The organism is Exiguobacterium sp. UBA5002 (genome assembly GCF_002396765.1).
Lineage (GTDB): Bacteria > Bacillota > Bacilli > Exiguobacteriales > Exiguobacteriaceae > Exiguobacterium_A.
Genome location: NZ_DGYQ01000048.1, coordinates 34,091 through 55,396 on the forward strand (window position 1 = coordinate 34,091; position 21,306 = coordinate 55,396).

Consider the following 21,306-nt stretch of genomic DNA (forward strand, 5'->3'; position numbering starts at 1 on the left):
GCCACGTGATGGGGGTATACTTGTGTAAAGAGAGTCATAAAGGAGGCGTATGTCGATGGATCGACCCGAAGAACCACGGAACGAATCCGAACGATACGAACAGTCATCCGATGAGAGCGGCTTCCCGCCCCGTCAACCGGCAACGAGCGAACCGATCAGCCCTTATCGTGAACCATATGAAGAACAACCAGAACCACCGCGTCGTCGCGGTGCCGGAAAAGCCTTTTTCGTCGGTCTGATCGGCGGAATCGTCGGAGCCTTGTTGATCGCCCTCGTCGCGTGGCCGTTCGTCCGCGATGAGATGACGAGTCCGACTCCGGTTTCGTCGACGACAGCGGAACAGACTGCGACACAGACGACAGAGGATGAAGCCGACATCGTCGGTGCGGTCGGTAAGACGAAGGAAGCCGTCGTGAGCGTGACGAACCTTCAGAGCTCGTTCCAAGGAACCGATCAGGAAACGGGTGCGGGGTCCGGCGTCATCTATAAAAAAGACGGCAATAAAGCCTACGTCGTCACGAACTACCACGTCGTCGAAGGCGCGAGCCGCCTGTCTGTGACGTTATCCGATGGAACAGCACTCGAGGCAAAAGTCCTCGGGGAAGATCCGACGTACGATTTAGCGGTCTTGTCGATTGATTCATCGAAAGTGACACAAGTCGCAAAACTGGGGGATTCGGATACGTTACGTGCCGGTGAAACGGTGCTTGCGATCGGAAACCCACTCGGAATCTTCGCGAACTCCGTCACACGCGGTGTCATCAGTGCGCAGGAACGGACAGTTCCAGTCGATACGAACAAGGATGGACAGCAAGACTTCAACACGGAAGTCATCCAAACCGATGCAGCGATCAACCCGGGGAACTCGGGTGGAGCGCTCATCAACACAGCCGGTCAATTGATCGGGATCAACTCGATGAAGATCGCGGAAGCAAGTGTCGAAGGAGTCGGGTTTGCGATTCCGATCAACGAAGCGTTACCAATCATGCGTGATCTCGAGCAAAATGGTGAAGTCGTTCGTCCACAGCTCGGGATTCAGATTCGTGACGTGCAGGAATTCCCAAGCGGATATCGCGAAGATCGTCTGAAATTACCGAATGATGTCACGAAAGGAATCGTCGTCGTCGGTCTGACACGTAACAGCGGAGCCGAAAAAGCGGGTATGAAGGCAAACGATGTCATCGTTGAGATCAACGGAAAAGCGATCGCATCGTTCGCTGATCTAAAAAGTGTTCTCTACCGGGATGCAAAAGTTGGCGAAACGGTCAAAGTCACGTTCTACCGTGGCGGTGAAAAACAGACAGCAGATGTGAAGTTGTCAGCTCAGTCACCAACTGTTCAGTAAAGCATAATCTGAAAAACCATCCACAGGTCCGACCTGTGGATGGTTTTTTTGAGTGAGGAAACCTGCGCCTTTTCCGGTCAGGAAGGTCGATATTTGTTATACTGGAAGCGGATAAATGTGGATAAGTGAAAGGAGGAGACCACCTGTGGATAAGTACGTCTGTTTAGAACATGTCGAGCTCGCGCTTGACGAAATCGTAGATGAAACAGAACAATACCCGATTCTCGATCAGCTAAATCCAGAAAAAAACATCACCTGTGAATACTGTGACGCATCGGCAACATATCTTGTGTCAAGCAAAAAATAAATATCAACATGTGGATTTGTGGATAACTCTGTGGATAACTCCTGAATTTTCTGTCAGAAAGCGAGAAATAAGATGCAAATTACCATCATTACGGTCGGAAAGCTAAAAGAGAAGTATTTGAAGCAAGGCATCGCTGAATATACGAAGCGTCTCGGCGCCTACTGTTCGATCCAAGAAATCGAGGTCGCGGACGAAAAGGCACCGGAGCAATTGAGTGAAGCGGAGATGGCGCAAGTGAAGAAAAAAGAGGGCGAACGGATTTTAGCGAAGATCGGACCTGACGTTCACGTCCTCGCACTTGCTATCGAAGGAAAACAACGGACGAGTGAACAGTTCGCAAAAGAACTCGATCAACTCGCGACATACGGCAAGAGTAAAATTGCTTTCGTCATCGGCGGATCACTTGGTCTTGCACCAGAAGTGATGCAGCGTGCAAATGATACGATCTCGTTTTCAAAGATGACATTCCCGCATCAGTTGATGAAGATGATCCTCTGTGAACAGATTTATCGAGCGTATCGGATTAATCGGAATGAGCCTTATCACAAATAAGCAGTATTTAGATGACCGCCTTAAGTGTATTAACTGATACTCTAGGTGGTCTTTTTTAGTTAGTAAGATTAACTCTTATATCATAATTAACAAAGACGACGAAATGTATATAAATGAAAGGAGGACATAATGGTTATTCAGGTCATTGAAGAGGAAACACGTAGTCAGGTTAAAGCCTTTTTTACCAAGCACTGGGGTAGTTCGCAAATGGTAACGTCGACAGGTGTTCATGATTGCAGTCTGTTAGATGGGTTTTATGCCAAGAACGATGATCATGAAATCATTGGACTGATTACCTATCATATGACTTCGCAGACGTGCGAAATCATTTCACTGGACAGTCTTGAAGAAGGTAAAGGAATCGGCTCACGATTGATGCAAGTGGTAGAGGAAAAGGCAACACAGCAACAATGCGACTTGCTGACACTCGTTACGACGAATGATAATGAGCATGCGATACGTTTCTATCAGCATCGGGGATATACAGTATCAAAAGTGATTCCGAATGCCGTGGAACTTGCACGCAAAATAAAACCGGAAATCCCGTTGTACAATGAAAAGGGAGTTCCGATTAAAGACGAAATCGTCTTGATAAAACATTTATGAGTTACTTATTCGTTGTTGATGATAGAACTTCTAAATAATCCTTCTCACTCTTGAATTGATCATTCACAATCAAATCTGGTGAAATCAAATAGGTTCCGCCATATTCACCGTGCTTAATTTTGAAATAGCATGTCTTAGGTGCAAGTAGACTTTTCGATCGATGAATCTGCTCTCGTGATAGTGGCGTCCAATCTGATTGATCTTGTGAATTAGCGAAAGAGACAATAATCGATTGGTCCGCTTGAATCAACAGTACAAGATCGTTGTCTTGTAAACGCGATGGATTGACGTGGGCGAGGATCGGATCGACAGACTTAGCGATAAAACCGCCAATAGTACGGTGCGACTGTTGTTCCTTGATGAATTGTTGAATCATAGTTATCCCCCTGACTAGACAAAAATTACTCCGACTTTTCTTTTGTGATGAGACCGATACCGCAACCAAACAACATGATGATACCGGTAACGAGTAACGAAGGCACGTGACTTTCTAGTGCCATATAGAGACCTGCACCACTTACGATGACACCAATTAAAATCAAAATATTTCGCATAAGCTATACCTCCTTGAAAGGATAGTGGCCTTGTCTACACTATACCGAATAAATAGTCAGATAAGCTCTTACAATTTGGTAAATAATAACAATTTGATTTTGAATACTCAAGAGTAAAACAGACGCCGTCCATTACTTGGACAGCGTCTGTTTTTCATTATGTTCGCTCTAGTATATTGACGAGCATCTGATGGATGACGTCATGATCCCGGACGTCATGGACACGATAACTGCCGGGTAACGTATAGACGTCTATCGCCCCGACGTAAGCAATCTTCAGTTCCAACCTTCCGTCCTCCTGACAGGTCGTCCGGAGTTCGAGTTCACCGCTGATGACACCGACTTCTTGCGTCATGACACCATGTGTGGCGGTAAAAGTAGAGGTTTTCGTTTCCATCGAATCGACTCCTTTTTAGTATGTACATGTGTTCAACATCGTCTGTAAGGCAGTTTTTTCACTTGATTGTAAGCTGAGGTTCCAACGACTCTTCGTATTGATCCACATCTTCGAGTAAGCGCAGCTCGCACCTGCCCGTGTTGGCTTCCATGTCGACGGATCCTGGTCCCCTTTTGAACGGTTCGAGCTTGCAGAGACAGCAATCAATTGCGGACCTGTCAAATCGTTTGCGAATGCTTGACGAGTCGTCGTCGTCCAGCTGCTTGCTCCTGAACGCCATGCTTCGGCAAGCGGTACGACGTGATCGATGTCGAGGTCAGACGGGTTCGTGAATGTCAGTCCGTCATAGTAACTATACCAAGAACCGGATGTAACGGGACACGATCCGCCATATGAATCAGCGTCACGTTTTAAGACGACTTGTCGTGTATCACAGCCGCTTCCTTGACTGCTCCAGTGCGGGAACAAATCACGCGAATAACCGGTCATGCTGCCTTCTGTTTTAACCGTTAAGGCATCGAGTTGAGACTGGGCCGTCGCTTTCGACGAGATGCCCGATGGTAATGCGGAAACAGACGTCGTATCGAATTGGAAAGCGGTCAGGCAGACGAGTGCAGTGATGACGATGGACTTGATGGCTTTGAACACGTGTCATTCCTCCTATGTATGAGACGAGATGATGTGAAGACACCCTTCACAATTTTTAGTATGTCATCACTTATTTAGGAGAAAATGAATATCGTGTAAATGTTATTAAAATTAAACTTTTGTCATTATATTGAAGGGTCTGATGTTAGGATTTAGGTGGAGAAGAAAGGAGACTACATAATGAACGAACGAATTAGAGAATGGTTGATCGTGTTCGGCGTATTTTTAGTCGTAAGTGGCACGTTGACGGAAGCGCAACGTTATTTCAACACAAAAGAACTAGATAATTGCATCGCGCAAGCTCGCGCTGCCCACCAAGAATATGAATATGAGATCGCTAATTCTGTCACACGCGCGTATTCATTCCGTGCGCATTGATTTTCTAAAAGATGTCGGGTCATCTCGCATATGGTACGCTTTTCAGGAAGCAGGATTTTAATGATTCGAGGAGCTGGTATGCATGAATAAAAAAGACATCGCCGACATCCGTCGTCACTTCAAGATGGATGCCGATTTACTAAAAATCCATGAAATCTACAACGTCTATATTCGAAAAGAGACGAGCGAAATCTATCATGAGGAAGCCCGACCATTTCTATTGCTTGATCCGGAGCAACAGGAGCTGTTCCTTGCGAACTTCAAGAAGGTACTAGGTGGAAAACTCGACGTCAAGCTGTTCGAGGTCAAGTTCACGCATCCGGAAGAAGGGGAGACGGGTCATACGCAACAGCTGCTCTACGAAGGACTGTATGCGGAAGAGCCTGAGGACTGGGTCGAACAGATGCAGACGATGGCGTTGAAGATGGTTCAGGACGTCCAGTACGAGAATGACCTCGTCGTCACGTTCATTCGCGGACAATACTATAAAACGACGAAGCGCCAAGCGGACGAGACGGAGATCGATCCGAATGACGACGTCTATACGACGCCGTTCATTCTCGGTAGTCTTAACTTAACGGAGTTACCGAAACAATCGCTCGTCTTTGATTTCGTTGAACGCGAATTCAAGTCGAACTTGTTCATCAATCCGGTCATCAAACTGGCGTCGCCGATTGGTGGATTTCTCTTCCCGACCTTCACCGACAATGCGGCAGACGTCAATCATGTCTTGTATGCGGCAGGTAAGCCGAATAAACCGGATTTCGGCTTCCTTGAAAATGTCTTGAACGGTCAACCGATCGTCACGGCAGATGAGGATAAAGCGATCTTCGAGGAAATCGTCAAATCAGTCGTCGGTGAATCGATGGATACGAAGACGTTAGCCGGTGTCTATGAAAACATCAACCAGTTGATCGTCGTCGAAGAGGATCAAGATGAGGAAGAAGTACCGATGCTCGACGTCCAAGAAGTCGAGCGTGTGCTCAAGGCAAGTGGTGTCGAAGACGTCAGCACGGAACAGGTCGAACGGGCGTTCAAGACGGTCGTTGACGATCCGACATACGAGATGAAAGCGAGTAACATCGTCCCGAACTATGAAGCGAAATCGATTAAAATCAATACGAAGGTCGCGAACATCGCGATCAGTCCGCAAGACTTGAAGTACGTCAAACAAGTCAACTATCAAGGGAAACGCTGCTTGTTGATCGAGGTCGAGGAAGACACGGTCATCGATGGCTTTACGATCGTTTCACAAGAACAATTACGATGAGGATCAGCGCAGGCGACTGCGCTGATTTTTTTAGGTGAAATATTTGCTTCTCCTGTCAAAGACAGGTATATTGTGATGTAAGCGGTATCTTTTTTGAAAAAGAGGCATTCGAAAATTTTTTAACGGTTATCGAAAGCGCTTTCGATAACCGTTTGATAAGAAAGGAAGCGATCCATTTGTCTACCGCATCGATGCAAGACTTACTGCGAACGTTACGAAATCGTTCATCCATCCATCAAGACGGACTCGAAATCGTCGATAAGCCGATTCCCGACGTCTCGACTCCAGGGACACTCGATCCGCGTGTCCGTGAGGTCGTCCTCACGCAGCGTCCATCGGTCTCGATTCCAGAAGGGGCGTCGCCAGTCGAACTGGCACGTGCCGGCATGGGGTGGGACAACGAAGACGTGACGACTCGGCAAATCTCAACGGATGTCCTCGCGATCCCAAGACCCGATACCACGATCGAAGCACGGCTGTATCGTCCGGAAGCGGCGCGTCCGCTCCCGCTCGTCGTCTATTTCCATGGCGGTGGTTTTTTCGGTGGCACGCTCGAGACGGTCGAGAATCCATGTAAGGCATTAGCCGATAAAGGGAACGTCGCCGTCTTGTCGGTCGGCTACCGATTGGCACCCGAGCATCCGTTTCCGACAGGACTTGAGGATTGTCATGCATCGATCGATTGGGCAGTCGAACACGCCGATCGACTTGGGATTGATCCAGGTGCGATCGCTGTCGCCGGTGATAGTGCGGGTGGGAACTTAGCGACGGTCTGTTGTCTGCTCGACCGCGAGCGTCCGACGCCGTATATCCGCTATCAAGTCTTGTATTATCCAGTCGTCAATGTCGGAGAACATCCGAATTCGGAATATGACTGGACGCTTGAAGCGTATGATCGACAAACGGAACCGCAGTTCCTCGAACGGATCATTCTCTTACTTCAAGATGAAGAAGGTATCCTCGAGCAATGGTACGTTCAAGCAAGTGATTCGACGGATCGACGGATCTCACCGTTGTTCGCGACGCTCGACGATCTACCAGAGGCACTCGTCATTACGGGAGAGTTTGATTACTTACGTCTCGAAGGAGAAGCGTACGCGAAAAAGCTCGCGCGCGCTGGCGTCAAGACCCGTTATCTCCACTACCGCGGGATGGAACATGCCTTTCTTGATAAACTAGGTCTGTATCCGCAAGCCGAAGACAGCTTAGACGAAATCGCGAAGGACTTAAAACGACTCTTTTCTCAAACTAACTAACAAAGGTGGATGACGCATGACATACACACTCGATTGGCAAGCCTATACAAAACTCGCACGACAAACCGTCGCGGAAGGGGCGGTCCTCTTACACAATGATGGTGTGCTCCCGTTGCAACCTGCATCGACGGTCGCTGTCTTCGGACGTAATCAGTTCAACTACTATAAAAGTGGTACAGGATCAGGCGGAATGGTCAACGTTACGAACGTCGTCAGTCCGCTCGATATGCTACGCGAAGACGTGACGCTGAATGCAGACGTCCTCAAGGCGTACGAGACATGGCTTGAAGACCATCCGTTTGAACAAGGTGAAGGCTGGGCAGCCGAACCGTGGTCGCAAGAAGAGATGCCGCTTGACGCGACACTCGTTCAGCAAGCAGCGCTTGACTCCGATGTTGCCTTGATCATGATTGGTCGTACGGCTGGGGAAGACCGCGACAATACAGCGGATCCAGGGAGTTATTTTTTAACGGAGACGGAACAGGAGATGCTCCGACTCGTGACGACACACTTCAAACAGACCGTCGTCGTCTTGAACGTCGGGAATATCATCGATATGCGCTGGGTCGAAGAGACGACGCCAAGTGCTGTCCTCTACGCGTGGCAAGGAGGAATGGAAGGCGGAACTGGACTGAGTGATCTTTTGCTCGGCCGCGTCTCGCCGTCTGGGAAACTACCGGATACGATCGTTCGTTCACTCGATGATTATCCGTCGACACCATACTTCGGTCATGCGGATCGCGCGTTGTATCAAGAAGACATCTATGTCGGGTACCGTTACTTCGAGACGTTCGCACCGGAAGTGGTCTTGTATCCGTTCGGGTACGGATTATCGTATACGTCGTTCAACCTTGCGACAGATGTGACGACGTCAGCTGATGCTTGGACGATTACAGCGACAGTGACGAATACCGGTCAGACGAGCGGGAAGGAAGTCGTACAAGGTTATCTCGAGAAACCACAAGGACAACTCGGTAACCCAACGCGTCAACTCGTGACGTTCGGCAAGACAAAAGAACTCGCACCGGGCGAGCAAGAATCTCTCACACTCGTCGTACCGTTCGCCTCGTTCGCGAGTTATGACGATAGTGGTGTCACCGGGCATAAATCGTCTTATGTCATCGAACCTGGCACGTATCAGCTTTATCTCGGAACGGACGTCCGGTCGGCGGTTCCAGTCGCAAGCCATTCCGTCGAGACGCTTGACGTCACGGACGTCTTAACGGAGAACATGGCACCGGTGACGGCGTTTGAACGCATCAAACCGCAAGCGACCGAAACGGGATATACGGTGACGTATGAAACAACACCACTACGGACAATTGATCCGGAACAACGCCGTCAACAGGAACGTCCCGTTGACCGGACGCAGACGGAAGATGCCGGTTGGAAGTTACGCGACGTCAAAGAAGAGCGTGTTACGCTCGAGACGTTCCTCGATCAATTGACGAATGCGGATCTCGCAGCAATCGTCCGGGGGGAAGGGATGAACTCACCGCGCGTTACACCGGGAACGGCGGGCGCCTTTGGTGGCGTGACGACAGAACTCGAAGCACTTGGCATTCCAGCAGGCTGTTGTGCAGATGGTCCGTCCGGGATCCGGATGGACATCGGAACGAAAGCCTTCTCGTTACCGAACGGGACGTTGCTTGCTTCGACGTTCAACACAACGTTGATTGCCGATCTATTTGAGATGACAGGTCTTGAGTTACGGAAGAACGAGATTGATACGTTGCTTGGACCCGGGATGAACCTCCACCGTCATCCACTCAACGGACGGAACTTCGAGTATTTCTCGGAAGATTCGTATCTGACTGGAAAAATGGCCGTGGCACAGCTCGACGGGATGCACCGGGTTGGTGTGACGGGAACGTTGAAGCACTTCAGTGCCAACAACCAAGAGTTCCACCGGCATGATCTGGATTCGATCGTATCAGAACGGGCGTTACGTGAGTTGTACTTGAAAGGGTTCGAGATGGCAGTTAAGGAAGGGAAAGCATACTCGATCATGACGACGTACGGTGCCGTCAATGGCATCTGGACTGCCGGCTTATACGATCAGAACACACGCATCTTGCGCGATGAATGGGGCTTTGACGGAATCGTCATGACGGACTGGTGGGCGAAGATCAACGCCGAAGGTTTGGAAGCAAACCGTCAACAAACGGCGACGATGGTCCGTTCGCAAAACGATCTCTACATGGTCGTCGGTGAACCAGGAACGAATCCATTCGAGGATGATACATTGACGGCTCTCGCAGACGGAACACTTCGACGCTCCGAGTTACTGCGGAGTGCCGCGAACATCTGTCAGTTCCTGTTGCGTTCACCAGTCATGGACCGCGTGATGGGAACAGCAACATCGATTGAGGTCCTCGGGGCACCGGTCGAAGAAGAGACGCTCGAAGATCAAACCGTCTCACACCAACGTCTCGTCAGTGGAGATGCCTTCCCGTTAACGGACGTCACGACGACGACAGGCAGCAGTCACGTCTTCGCTGTCACGGCGGAAGAGACAGGAATGTACCAGGTCACGTTGACGGCACGTTCGAATGCCGGTGAACTGGCGCAAATGCCGGTGACACTATTTGCGAACAACATGCCGGTTGCAACCTTCACCTTCAACGGAACGAACGGCGAGTGGGTCAGTCAGACGAAGGATGTCTTCGCCTTCAATCCGCATAACTATTTAAAACTCTACTTTGCACTCGGTGGTCTGGAGTTAAAAGAGTTGACGTTCACGCTTGCAGAATCGTTTAATATGAAGAACGGCTAATCACATTAGCCGGACGGAAAGGACGGATTGCGTGCAGTTTTCCATCATCAAAAAGCGGGTCGAGCAACTGCTTTCCCCGTCGTTACAGGGACGGATTGCTTTTCATGCAGCTGTCTACCGGATTCAAGACAGTCCTAGTCGTGTCTGGGTGACGTTTGACGGAGAAGAGATTCTTGGAGCAGACGATTTTCGCTTCGAACGGGAAGTCGGTCGGCGTTACGCGTTACGGGCTGCACAGTTACCGGAAAAACCTGACGGAGCGTTATGGCAGTCCGACTGGTTGGAACAGTCGCATGCGTTATCGGCTGAGATCGAACGACAAGTCAAACAAGACGGGTATCTAGAGAACTATGAGATGCAACAAGATTTGTTAGAGTATCCGAATCTTGCGTTTGAACAAGCACTCGTTCATCCACATCCTTTCATCCGTGGTATCGCACGGCTCGATCGGCGACTCGGCAAACGACGTTTCCTATCGCTGACGCATCAGTCTGATTTTGAACAATGGTGTGCAGATACACGTCAAACTATCGAACACTGGTGATACGAAAAAAGCACGCTTCCTCAAGTCGAGGAGGCGTGCTTTGCTGTTAGATTGAAAACGAGTTGACCTCGTGAATCCCTTCTTCTTCAACGAAGGCGTCGAGTAAGGCACGCACTTCGTCCGTTGAGTTCGTCTCCATCAATTTGACCCGCAGTTCACTCGCACCGCGGAAACCGCGGACGTAAATCTTGAAGAATCGGCGTAATGGTTTGAAGAGACGTGGCTCGAATTGAGCCGAGTAATGATCGTGCAGATCGAGCTGGAGACGTAACAAATCGAGGAGTTCTTGGCTCGAATGTTCTTTTTTCTCGACTTCGAACGCGAACGGGTTGTGGAAGATCCCGCGACCGATCATGACACCGTCGACACCGTATTTCTCGACGAGTTCAAGCCCGTGTTGGCGATCGTTGATATCCCCGTTGATCGTCAGTAACGTCTGTGGTGCGATCTCATCACGTAACTTCTTGATTTCCGGAATCAATTCGAAGTGCGCTGGAACGGCACTCATCTCTTTACGTGTCCGGAGGTGAATCGAGAGGTTCGCGATATCTTGTTCGAGGATGTGACGCAACCAATCGTGCCATTCTTCGACCTTCGTGTACCCGAGACGCGTTTTGACGCTGACTGGGAGACCGCCTGCTTTTGCCGCTTGGATCAGTTCAGCCGCGACTTCCGGACGATTGATCAAGCCAGAGCCTTTTCCGTTAACTGCAACGTTATGGACGGGGCAGCCCATGTTGATGTCGATCCCGCTAAAGCCCATCTCTGCCATACCGATACTCATTTCGCGGAAATATTCCGGTTTGTCGCCCCAAATGTGAGCGACCATGGGTTGTTCATCCTCCGTGAACTCGAGACGTCCGCGAACGCTCTGTTTGCCTTTCGGATGACAATAGCTTTCTGTATTCGTGAATTCCGTGAAGAACACGTCCGGACGCGCCGCTTTTGCGACGACGTGGCGGAAGACAACGTCAGTGACGTCTTCCATCGGTGCTAAGACGAAAAATGGTCGTGGTAAGTCCTGCCAAAAGTTCTTTTTCATAGTATATTAAACCCTTTCCTTAAGGTAATGCACATGTGTGGTTAAAGAATTTCATCAACTATACACTTTAAGCGCTCTGGCTAAAAAGTGCAAGTAAGGGATGCGATTCACTAGATGCAGGAGGGAATGAAGGAAATAAGAGAAAGTTGGACGGAGGTAGTTTCCAAATATTGAATCTTTTCCATCGGTGATCGCGTAAATGAGACTATACACTAAAGGAGGAGACCGGGATGCATACACTCTATATGAAAGAAAAAGCGTTTAGTTTACGTGGACGATTCTCGATTAAAGACGAGGCAGGGCACGACGCCTATCACATCGAGGGCAGTTTTATGAAACTTCCGAAGTCGTTCAGCGTGACGAACCGAGATGGAGAGGAAGTCGCGGAAATCACGAAGAAGACGTTCAGTTTCCGACCGGTCTTTTATGTCGAAGCAGCAGGGCAATCGTTTGAAATCATTAAAGAGTTCACGTTCTTCAAGGACCGCTATACAATCAACTCGGATCAATTCGAAGTGACGGGCGACTGGTGGGATGTTGATTTTGAGGTCTTACAACAAGGGCAACGGATTGGTCGCGTGCAGAAGAAATGGATCTCTTGGACCGATCAGTACATCATTGAAGTCGAAGATGAAGCAATGGAAGAATTGTTGATCGCCCTCGTCGTCGCGATCGATTGCGTCAAGGCGGAGGAAAGTTCGAACTCTACATCTTTCATTGATTAAAAGGGGCATGATTTAGGATGGAACAGTGGGACGTATACACAGCAGATCGCAAGAAAACAGGACGGCTCTGGACACGGGGAACGCCACATACAGCCGGCGATTATCACATGACGATTCACGTCTGTGTCTTTAACGCCAAAGGAGAGATGCTCGTCCAACAACGGCAACCGTTCAAATCTGGTTGGCCGAACATGTGGGATCTGACGGTCGGAGGCAGTGCAATTAGCGGGGATACGAGTCAGATGGCAGCGCAACGGGAACTGTCGGAAGAGCTTGGACTCGATATCGATTTCACAGGTGTCCGTCCCCATCTGACGATCCCGTTTGAGATCGGTTTTGATGATTATTATCTCGTCGAGCAGGAAGTGGATTTGACGACGCTGACGTTGCAGGAAGAAGAAGTCCAACGCGTTGCTTGGATGACAGAAGAAGCCATCGTTAACGGGATCAAAGAAGGATGGTTCATCGGTTATCATGAATCATTGATTCGACTGTTGTTTGCCCTTCGCCATAGTTACGGCGCGCATAACGAGACATAAAAACAAGCCCTTCCGGTAATTCGGAAGGGCTTGTTGCTTGATTAAGCGGATTTTTGAAGTGTATCCGTCCGTTTTGGTTTTGTTTCTGGTAAGAAGAACGTGAAGAACAGATACACAGAACAGCAGAGGAAGAAGACGATCATGAAGATCGGATACTGGATGTACATCGCAAATCCGGAAATGAACGCAAAGACATACGAAACGACTGGCGAGATGTTTCCGAACAAGACGGTGACGAGGAAACTCGCGATCATGACCGTCCCGCTGATCAACAGAATCGGTTTACGAGGTGTCCCTTTGTTACCGATCCGCAGACCGACGAACGTACCGACGATTCCGGCACCGGAGACCAACAGGTTGACGAGCGAACCGTTCAACTGCGTATACGTATCGAACACAGGTTTCAAGCCAACGAGCGATAAGATATAGAGCGTCAAGAAACCGCCGAAGGCAACCGCATATTTCCAGAGGAACGGATCGCGGACAGAATCTCCGTAACCGTAAGGCGTTTCGTCCGCGTCCGGAGCATCGTTCAACTCGAACGACTCACTACCGATCCACCATGCGAAGAAGAGAATCGCTGTCAGACTCGCGAAGATCGTCAACGTCAGTTTCCAGTCACTGACGAATTGATCAGCGAACAAGGTGAACAAGAGTGACACGACGAATGCACCGACGTTATAGGAGACGGTATTGAAGGCGTTGATCCGTAATTTTTCAGCCGGGTCTTGGACGTAACGTGTCACGACCGGGTTCATGTAGACGATGACCATTGAACCACCGAGTCCCATGACCATACGAGCGACCGTATACGCCCAGTAGTTCGGCAGGTAGATGGCAACGATCGACATCATCAGGAACAACAGTGCGAGCAACGGTGCTTTTTTCGGACCGAGCTTCATCAAGATGAGCGCGGCAAGAATGTTCGCGAAGACACGCGCCGTCGTAATCGAATAGTTGACGAGTTGTGAGATGAGAGGGTCAACGGTCTGATTACCGAAGAAATGCGCCGTGATTTGTGGCGTCAACGATGAACCCGCGACCCAGTTCATGGCGAAGGTCGCATAGGCGAACCAGAGGACGATCATCATGAAATAGCCTTTTTTTGTGGTAGACATAAAAATCCCTTCTTTTCTGAAGTTCCGCTTCATACATGAATCGAAAACTACTTAACTTTATTATCAATTCATTCAATATAAAGCCGTTCTGAAGGGAAGTAAAATAGATAGTTCTTATGCTTTTCATAAGTAAAAAGAATAGATTATATCAAGTCGTATGCCTAAAATGAATAGATTTTCAAAAAGCTTCCAAGTGTTTGATGATTGTTTGTTCTTGAATACGTGTCACCTTAAAAATATCCGGATTCTTCAGCTGTAAACTTTCTTCGAATCCAAAAGTAGGGTCAATCGAATGCAAGTATAAAGATAACAAATTCCCATGTGTCACGAGAATGGAACCATCATACTGTTACAATGCTTTTTCAACGACACGCGTGATGCGCTTAGTTGCTATCCGGCTAGATTCACCACCAGGACACGTATAGTCTGGATCGATGAACGTTCGACGAAGATGATCCTGCCAATCGTCAAGTGGAACGGCACTTAACCGTCGTTCTTTTAAGTCATCTTCTTGTGCAACGGGTAGTTTCAGAGCAGTCGCAAGTGGTTGAATCGAGTCGAGCGCTCGGCGATACGGACTCGAAATAAGATGTGTGATCGGAAGCTCAAATAACTGCGTATACAGTCGTTGCGCCTGTTCTTCTCCACGAGGTGTTAACGGGGCTTCCGGTGCTTGACCAGTCGTTTCACAGTGGCGAATCAAGTAAATCGTCGACATGAATGTTTCATCCTTTCGTGATCAAGTGGTGCTGTATGATTTCTGGAAAAGATGGTAAAGTCCTTTTCATAGATTGAAAAATCATTTTGAAAAAGGCGTTGACAAACGCTGTCGAGATTACTAGAATTAGAAACAATTCATCGATGCAGCGACGCATCGGATAATCAAATAAAGAGAAAGCTATGATTGTCATGGGTCACACTATGGCAGGAGCAGCTTCTGGAGAGACCGTGTCGACACGGCGCCGAAGGGTTCACAATCTCAGGCAAACGGACAGAAGAGTAATCACATGCAGCGACGGGCATTCATGGAATGTCGTAGTGGCGTGTATGGGTTATTCCTTTGATTTTGTTGAGATTGGACATTCGTCCAGTCTCTTTTTTTCTTTTTCAGGACCGACAGAACGGTCTGAAGCGTAGAGAAACCATCACAAGGAGGAGTTCAGGTTTGGAACAGCAAGGATTAAAGCGGGATTTATCGAATCGTCATGTACAGTTGATTGCTATTGGTGGAACAATCGGAACGGGTTTGTTTTTAGGATCAGGTAAAGCGATCCAACTCGCCGGACCATCGATCATTTTTGCCTACTTACTCGTCGGGATTGCAATCTTCTTCGTCATGCGTGCACTTGGGGAATTGTTATTGTCAAAAGCAGGTTATCAGTCACTCACGGATATCGCAGAAGATTATCTCGGACCACGTGCCGCATTCGTGACCGGTTGGACGTACTGGTTCTGTTGGATCATGACAGCGATGGCGGACATCATCGCCGTCGGTCTGTACGTCAAGTATTGGTTTGATATCCCGCAATGGATTCCAGCCGTTCTTGCTCTCTTGATTTTACTTGGTTTTAACTTATTAACGGTTAAATTGTTCGGTGAACTCGAGTTTTGGTTCGCCTTGATCAAGGTCGTGACGATCCTTGCCTTGATTGGTGTCGGAATCGTCTTGCTCGCAATCGGTTTTAAAACGGACGCCGGTCCCGTGACCGTGTCGAACCTCTGGTCACATGGCGGATGGATGCCAAACGGGATTTCTGGATTCCTGCTATCGTTCCAAATGGTCGTCTTCGCCTATGTCGGCGTCGAGCTCGTTGGGGTATCCGCAGCAGAAACAGCGGATCCGAAAAAGAACATTCCGTCCGCGATCAATAAGATTCCGCTTCGGATCTTATTCTTCTATGTCGGTGCCTTACTCGTCCTCTTGATGATCAACCCATGGACAGGATTAAGTGCGACAGAAAGTCCGTTCGTCAAGACATTTAGTCTGATCGGGATTCCACTCGCAGCAGGAATTATCAACTTCGTCGTACTGACATCTGCTGCTTCTGCGTGTAACAGCGGAATGTTCTCGACGAGCCGGATTCTGTATAACCTGGGAAATCAACAGCAAGCATCGAACAAGTTCTCGAAGTTGAACAAAAACCATGTTCCGGCAAACGCCTTGTTCGTCTCGACGATCGTCGTCTCAGTCGGTGCCTTGCTCAGTAAACTGTTACCAGGACAGGCGTTCAGTATCGTCACGACGATCAGTGCGATCTGTTTCATCTGGGTCTGGGGTGTCATCCTCGTCTGTCATCTCCGGTACAAGAAACAAAATCCGGAACTACATGCGGCGTCGACATTCAAAGCACCATTGACACCATTCGTCAATTACCTCGTGCTCGGATTGTTTGCAGTCATTCTCGTCGTCATGCTGTTTGCTGACGATACACGTCCAGCCTTATTGCTGACACCGGTCTGGTTCCTCGGACTATTCGGACTGTATCACCTCCGGAAAAAGAAACAACACGCAGTCGATCAAAAAAGTGCTTAAAATAAGCCGCTCGGATTTAATCCGAGCGGCTTGTTTTTATGGTGTATCGAAGGCGCCATCCTGTAGTTGTTTCCGAAGTGCTTTCGCTTTCTTTCGAATATCGCGTTTGCTGTCCGCATCGCGTTTTCCCCATTGCCGATACATCATCGACATCCGCGGATTATCAGAGAAGCGTTTTTCGTGCCGGTCGATGAAGTCCCAGTACAAGGCGTTAAACGGACAAGCGTCCTCTCCGAGCATGTCCTTTTGATGGAACGGACATCCCTTGCAATAATCACTCATCTTATGGATGTAATTCGCCGAAGTAATGTACGGTTTGGTCGATAACGTTCCCCCATCGGCATGAAGCGCCATCCCGAGGACGTTCGGTAAGACGACCCAATCGTAGGCATCGATGTACATCTCATTGAACCAGTCTGCTGTCTGTTGCGGCGAGATCGCAAACAGATTAGCGAAGTTTCCGAGCACCATCAAGCGTTGGATATGGTGATTATGCGCATGTTCGACGACGGGACGTAACGATTCAGCGACACAGTTCATGTTCGTTTTCCCGGTCCAAAAAAAGTCGGGTAGATCCGCTTCATGCCGTAGCGCATTGACGGAAGCATAGTCCGGCATCTCGGCTAGGTAGACGGCACGCATGTACTCGCGCCAGCCGAGGATTTGCCGAATGAAACCTTCGACCGCATTGAGCGGAGCATCTTGATCTTCAAGGGCTGCCTCGACTTGACGAATGACCTCTTCCGGTGTCAATAGACCGAGATTGATTGCTGCTGATAAGAGCGAATGCGATAACGTATCTTCGCCGGTCAGCATAGCGTCTTGATATGTCCCGAACGTCTCGAGTCGTTCTTCGATGAAGCGATGGAGAGCCCGCGTCGCTTCCTTTCGCGTGACCGGCCAATGAAAGGAATCAAGTGCTCCCGGATGATTGGAAAAATCACGTTCGACCTTGTCGATGACATCCTTTGTGATGCGATCAGGGCGAAACTGAACGGGATCGGGAAACGTCGTCCCGGACTTCGCCGGTTTCCGGTTCTCGGCGTCAAACGACCACTTTCCACCGATCGGTTTAGAGCCGTTCATGAGAACGTTTCGTTCCTTGCGCAGTTTGCGATAAAAACGGTCCATCTTGTAGGGCTTGTCGCCGATTGCTTCGACCGCTTCTTCCTGTGTCAGTAAAAATAACGGTACGTCGGAACAGACCTCGACCTTGATTTTCTTCGGTAAAGCGTCTTGCCACTTGTGCATCGCCTTTCGCATCGGTTCGTCCGTGATCGCCGTATAGAATACATGATCCGGATCATGATCTTTCCGGTGCGCCTGGAATGCCTGATCGAACGAATCAGCTTCCCGGTAATCGACGGTGAAGCCTTTTTCGCGCAGTTCTTCCGCAAAATGTCGCATCGCTGAGAAGACGAGGACAAGTTTTTGTTTATGGTACGTCTTCCACTTGGAGCGTGAGGTCGCTTCGACCATCAGGATGACGTCGTCTTGTTTGTTTGCTTCCTTCAATAAAGGGAGATCGTGATTCAATTGATTGCCGAATATCCAGCGTGTCGCCATGAGTGTTCCTCCTTTTACTTTCGTTATATGATTACCGTTTTTCGTCAAAGTCATGCCTGATTGTATGCCGGCTGACGAAAATCTTCTTACCTGAATCGTCGCGTTTACACATTTCTGAATGTAAAAGAAGTTCCTTTCTGTGCAAGCTATGATAGGGTTATAATGGAAAGGTAAGTTGTCGTCATGAGGGGGAAGTTTTTCATGACAGGTAGTCCATAATATCAACGGGGATAGGAAGGATATCATGAGCAGTATGCCTAAAAAAACAGACGTTATTTTAATTGGTGCCGGAGTCATGAGCGCGACGTTAGGGGTCTTATTAAAAGAACTCGCGCCTGAGATCAACATCAAGGTATTCGAGAAACTCGCGAGTGCCGGGGAAGAGAGCTCGAACGAGTGGAACAATGCTGGAACAGGTCACGCCGCACTATGCGAACTGAACTATACGACGGAAAATGCCGATGGTTCGATCGATATCAGTAAAGCGGTCAAAGTAAACGAACAGTTCCAACTGTCACGTCAATTCTGGTCGCATCTCGTCAAGGAAGGTGTCTTGCCGAATCCGAAAGAATTCATCATGCCGATTCCACATATGAGTATGGTTGAAGGAACGGAAAACGTCGAATTCCTGAAAAAACGATTGGAAGCGCTATCAGCGAATCCGTTGTTTGCGGGAATGGAATATTCAGAGGATCCAACGAAATTAGCCGAGTGGATTCCACTCATCATGAACGGTCGGACGTCACCAGAGCCGATCGCTGCGACAAAAATCGATTCAGGAACGGACGTCAACTTTGGTGCGTTGACACGAATCCTGTTTGAATATCTCGCACAACACGATGTAGCGATCAACTATCAGCATGGTGTCGAGGATTTGAAGCGTGTTGACGGGGGTTGGGAAGTCAAAGTGAAGAATGAGCGCGATCACCGGATCGAGCATCATACGGCGCAGTTCGTCTTCATCGGAGGTGGCGGCGGTAGTCTACCGTTGCTCCAAAAAACAGGCATCGAGGAATCGAAGCAAATCGGTGGTTTCCCGGTCAGTGGTTTATTCCTCGTTTGTAAAAATCCTGAGATCATCGAACAGCACCATGCGAAAGTCTACGGAAAAGCGAAAGTCGGAGCACCGCCGATGTCAGTACCACACTTGGATACACGATACATCGATGGGAAGAAATCACTTCTCTTCGGACCGTTTGCTGGTTTCTCACCGAAGTTCCTTAAGACAGGATCGAATCTTGATTTGATCGCGTCCGTTAAACCGAACAACGTCTTGACGATGCTTGCTGCGGGAGCCAAAGAGATGGGATTGACGAAGTATCTGATCGAACAAGTCCTCTTGTCGACGGAACAACGGATGAACGAATTACGAGAGTTCATCCCGAATGCGAAGACAGAAGACTGGGATGTCGTCGTCGCTGGTCAACGTGTCCAAGTCATCAAGGATACACCACAAGGAAAAGGGACACTCCAGTTCGGAACAGAAGTCGTCAGTGCAGCCGACGGATCTGTCGCTGCCTTACTCGGGGCGTCTCCAGGTGCCTCAACAGCGGTACCGGTCATGCTCGAAGTACTCGCGAAATGTTTTCCGTCCGAACTACCGACGTGGGAAGCAAAAATCAAGGAGATGATTCCGTCTTACGGGATCTCACTCGTTGAACATCCGGAATTGTTCGAACAGATCCATGCCGAAACAGCAAAAACGCTCGAACTCGAACAAGGTCAACCGATTCGCTAAACGAAAACCGTCCGACTCTACGAGGAGCCGGACGGTTTTTTGGATTTAGCGGAAGTTACGGAAGAAACGCGTTTTCTTCAGTGCAATCCCGACTGGAATCGCAACGAGGATTCCGACGACGTTTTGTGTGATGTTTCCTGGAATTGAAGCGACTGGTGCGACCCAGTTGCTGTAAAGAATACCTTCACAAACATAGTAAACAGCAAGCATGACAGGAGCAGAAACAATCATTGCAAAAATATTTAAGCCAGGGTTGTCTCCTTTGTATCGCGAAGACCAGGCGATACGCCCGACAATATATCCTTGGAGTCCTCGAGCTACGATTGTAAATGGAGCCCAGAGTGTCCATCCACTGATCAGATCAAATAATCCCATACCGATTGCTCCGGCAATCAGTGCTGTTCGTGGACCGAATAAAATCGCGATGAGAAAGAGCATCGCTGTTCCCATATGAACGAGACCGCCGCTTGAAGCGATCGGTAGTTTGATATTGATGAATAGTGTCGCAACAAGAACAAGTGCGATTGACATCGCAGTGATGACGAGCTGGCGGGTACGAGTGCTAGAATACGATGCTGCTTTTTGCATGTGGCTAACCTTCTTTATGATAGATTTTAAGATATCTTCAATCTATCAGATGACTGAACTAGTCAAAAGTGTCAACTTTGAATTATTTATAGGGGTCAGTTTTGAATACAAATCTTGATCTGTTCTTAATTCCATAAGAGTACGATCTATTGATACACTCTTGAATGAAAAAATCCATAAAACGGTTGTCGTTTTCGAATCTATTCCTCGTTTTTTTCGTACAATGAACAGCGAAAGGGAGGGGAAGTCAGTGAAATATCAGATTGCGACAGCTGTTTTTTTATTCGCTTCATTGTCATCAGTCACATCGGAGGCAAAGGACCAGACGACACAACACCAACGTTATTACGCAGCATATGAAAAAATCGTGGAAAACATAAATCGGACACATGAAAATGCGGACGTCACGTTGCTTGCAGCAAATCAATTCGCAGACGAGGACTGGGTTTCGCCGGAACGTTTTCAAGAACGGGCACTCGAACGGTTGAAGCCGCTACGTGTCCAAACGAGCTTAGAGTGGGATAGTGAACGAACGCTTGAACGTACGGAACGTGGAAACGATGTCCGGATCATCGGAAATTTCGAGACGGAACTCTTGGAACAGAGTAAACGCCAACGATTATCCGATGTCTTTTCGATGACGTCTCTTGCGATCGATGGTGGAAAGTGGACGCAAACCGGATTCTCCGGTACTCCAATCGATGCTTTGCAAACGATGGTCGTAACGGTCAGTGGTACATACGCGAAGCAAGGCATCTTAACAAGACATCACATCACGAAAGAATATCATTGTTCATGGTACGGTGAAATCTACTATTGAGGCA

Annotated in this window: 23 protein-coding genes and 1 riboswitch; of the genes, 14 read left to right on the top strand and 9 right to left on the bottom strand. The window is 48.7% G+C overall.

Annotation, left to right across the window (positions count from 1 at the left end; genetic code table 11):
- Positions 1-55 precede the first annotated feature (55 nt).
- From B4C70_RS14470 to B4C70_RS14485, 4 genes are all read left to right on the top strand, one after another.
- Positions 56-1,345 (top strand): S1C family serine protease, encoded by a 1,290-nt coding sequence (locus B4C70_RS14470; protein ID WP_290780569.1) that lies wholly within the window; start codon positions 56-58, stop codon positions 1,343-1,345.
- Positions 1,346-1,490: 145 nt separating this feature from the next.
- Positions 1,491-1,652: a CxxH/CxxC protein gene (locus B4C70_RS14475; RefSeq protein ID WP_290780574.1), complete on the top strand. Its 162-nt coding sequence runs from the start codon at positions 1,491-1,493 to the stop codon at positions 1,650-1,652.
- A 72-nt stretch (positions 1,653-1,724) separates the two neighbouring features.
- On the top strand, positions 1,725-2,204 hold the full coding sequence (gene rlmH, locus B4C70_RS14480; RefSeq protein ID WP_023469837.1) for a 23S rRNA (pseudouridine(1915)-N(3))-methyltransferase RlmH: 480 nt from the start codon (positions 1,725-1,727) through the stop codon (positions 2,202-2,204).
- Positions 2,205-2,333: 129 nt separating this feature from the next.
- Positions 2,334-2,810, top strand: coding sequence for a GNAT family N-acetyltransferase (locus tag B4C70_RS14485; RefSeq protein WP_290780577.1), 477 nt, complete (start codon positions 2,334-2,336; stop codon positions 2,808-2,810).
- Between the two features lies 1 nt (position 2,811).
- Here the strand turns inward: B4C70_RS14485 and B4C70_RS14490 are convergent, their stop codons facing one another.
- From B4C70_RS14490 to B4C70_RS14505, 4 genes are all read right to left on the bottom strand, one after another.
- Positions 2,812-3,186 carry a hypothetical protein gene (locus tag B4C70_RS14490; protein WP_290780580.1) on the bottom strand — a complete coding sequence of 125 codons (375 nt, stop codon included), beginning with the start codon at positions 3,184-3,186 and terminating at the stop codon, positions 2,812-2,814.
- Between the two features lie 25 nt (positions 3,187-3,211).
- On the bottom strand, positions 3,212-3,364 hold the full coding sequence (locus B4C70_RS14495; protein ID WP_290780584.1) for a hypothetical protein: 153 nt from the start codon (positions 3,362-3,364) through the stop codon (positions 3,212-3,214).
- Between the two features lie 157 nt (positions 3,365-3,521).
- A complete protein-coding gene (locus B4C70_RS14500; protein WP_290753775.1) occupies positions 3,522-3,761 on the bottom strand; it encodes a hypothetical protein in 240 nt (79 codons plus the stop codon).
- Between the two features lie 15 nt (positions 3,762-3,776).
- A complete protein-coding gene (locus B4C70_RS14505; RefSeq protein WP_414654498.1) occupies positions 3,777-4,397 on the bottom strand; it encodes an HNH endonuclease family protein in 621 nt (206 codons plus the stop codon).
- Positions 4,398-4,589: 192 nt separating this feature from the next.
- On the opposite strand from B4C70_RS14505, the gene B4C70_RS14510 reads away from it, so the two are divergent.
- From B4C70_RS14510 to B4C70_RS14530, 5 genes are all read left to right on the top strand, one after another.
- Positions 4,590-4,787 (top strand): hypothetical protein, encoded by a 198-nt coding sequence (locus tag B4C70_RS14510; protein ID WP_290780589.1) that lies wholly within the window; start codon positions 4,590-4,592, stop codon positions 4,785-4,787.
- 82 nt (positions 4,788-4,869) lie between these two features.
- On the top strand, positions 4,870-6,057 hold the full coding sequence (locus tag B4C70_RS14515) for a DUF4317 domain-containing protein (protein WP_290780592.1): 1,188 nt from the start codon (positions 4,870-4,872) through the stop codon (positions 6,055-6,057).
- Positions 6,058-6,233: 176 nt separating this feature from the next.
- Positions 6,234-7,313 carry an alpha/beta hydrolase gene (locus tag B4C70_RS14520; RefSeq protein ID WP_290780595.1) on the top strand — a complete coding sequence of 360 codons (1,080 nt, stop codon included), beginning with the start codon at positions 6,234-6,236 and terminating at the stop codon, positions 7,311-7,313.
- Between the two features lie 16 nt (positions 7,314-7,329).
- Positions 7,330-10,089, top strand: coding sequence for a glycoside hydrolase family 3 protein (locus B4C70_RS14525; RefSeq protein WP_290780598.1), 2,760 nt, complete (start codon positions 7,330-7,332; stop codon positions 10,087-10,089).
- Positions 10,090-10,120: 31 nt separating this feature from the next.
- A complete protein-coding gene (locus tag B4C70_RS14530) occupies positions 10,121-10,633 on the top strand; it encodes an SF0329 family protein (protein ID WP_290780601.1) in 513 nt (170 codons plus the stop codon).
- Between the two features lie 46 nt (positions 10,634-10,679).
- Here the strand turns inward: B4C70_RS14530 and B4C70_RS14535 are convergent, their stop codons facing one another.
- Entirely contained in the window at positions 10,680-11,675 is a 996-nt protein-coding gene (locus tag B4C70_RS14535; protein ID WP_029343007.1) for a tRNA dihydrouridine synthase, read from the bottom strand.
- Between the two features lie 230 nt (positions 11,676-11,905).
- Between B4C70_RS14535 and B4C70_RS14540 the strand changes: the two genes are divergently transcribed.
- Both B4C70_RS14540 and B4C70_RS14545 read left to right on the top strand, forming a co-directional pair.
- Entirely contained in the window at positions 11,906-12,400 is a 495-nt protein-coding gene (locus B4C70_RS14540; RefSeq protein ID WP_290780604.1) for an LURP-one-related/scramblase family protein, read from the top strand.
- A 17-nt stretch (positions 12,401-12,417) separates the two neighbouring features.
- Complete coding sequence (locus tag B4C70_RS14545; protein ID WP_290780607.1) at positions 12,418-12,939, top strand: NUDIX hydrolase; 522 nt, start codon at positions 12,418-12,420, stop codon at positions 12,937-12,939.
- Between the two features lie 41 nt (positions 12,940-12,980).
- Here the strand turns inward: B4C70_RS14545 and B4C70_RS14550 are convergent, their stop codons facing one another.
- Together B4C70_RS14550 and B4C70_RS14555 are read right to left on the bottom strand one after the other, a co-directional pair.
- On the bottom strand, positions 12,981-14,057 hold the full coding sequence (locus B4C70_RS14550; protein WP_290780610.1) for an MFS transporter: 1,077 nt from the start codon (positions 14,055-14,057) through the stop codon (positions 12,981-12,983).
- Positions 14,058-14,406: 349 nt separating this feature from the next.
- Positions 14,407-14,775, bottom strand: a complete 369-nt coding sequence (locus tag B4C70_RS14555) for a histidine phosphatase family protein (protein WP_290780613.1) — start codon at positions 14,773-14,775, stop codon at positions 14,407-14,409.
- A 209-nt stretch (positions 14,776-14,984) separates the two neighbouring features.
- Positions 14,985-15,062: riboswitch (glycine riboswitch) on the top strand.
- Positions 15,063-15,222: 160 nt separating this feature from the next.
- Here B4C70_RS14555 and B4C70_RS14560 point away from each other — a divergent pair.
- Entirely contained in the window at positions 15,223-16,590 is a 1,368-nt protein-coding gene (locus tag B4C70_RS14560) for an amino acid permease (RefSeq protein ID WP_290780616.1), read from the top strand.
- A gap of 36 nt (positions 16,591-16,626) precedes the next feature.
- Here the strand turns inward: B4C70_RS14560 and B4C70_RS14565 are convergent, their stop codons facing one another.
- Positions 16,627-18,156, bottom strand: a complete 1,530-nt coding sequence (locus tag B4C70_RS14565) for a cryptochrome/photolyase family protein (RefSeq protein WP_290780619.1) — start codon at positions 18,154-18,156, stop codon at positions 16,627-16,629.
- A 244-nt stretch (positions 18,157-18,400) separates the two neighbouring features.
- Here B4C70_RS14565 and B4C70_RS14570 point away from each other — a divergent pair, with 244 nt between their 5' ends.
- The gene (locus B4C70_RS14570) at positions 18,401-19,894 is read left to right on the top strand and encodes a malate:quinone oxidoreductase (protein ID WP_290780621.1); all 1,494 of its coding nucleotides are present in this window, start codon (positions 18,401-18,403) and stop codon (positions 19,892-19,894) included.
- A 45-nt stretch (positions 19,895-19,939) separates the two neighbouring features.
- Here the strand turns inward: B4C70_RS14570 and B4C70_RS14575 are convergent, their stop codons facing one another.
- Positions 19,940-20,482: an ECF transporter S component gene (locus B4C70_RS14575; RefSeq protein ID WP_290780623.1), complete on the bottom strand. Its 543-nt coding sequence runs from the start codon at positions 20,480-20,482 to the stop codon at positions 19,940-19,942.
- 250 nt (positions 20,483-20,732) lie between these two features.
- Between B4C70_RS14575 and B4C70_RS14580 the strand changes: the two genes are divergently transcribed.
- Entirely contained in the window at positions 20,733-21,302 is a 570-nt protein-coding gene (locus B4C70_RS14580; protein WP_023469817.1) for a hypothetical protein, read from the top strand.
- Positions 21,303-21,306 lie beyond the last annotated feature (4 nt).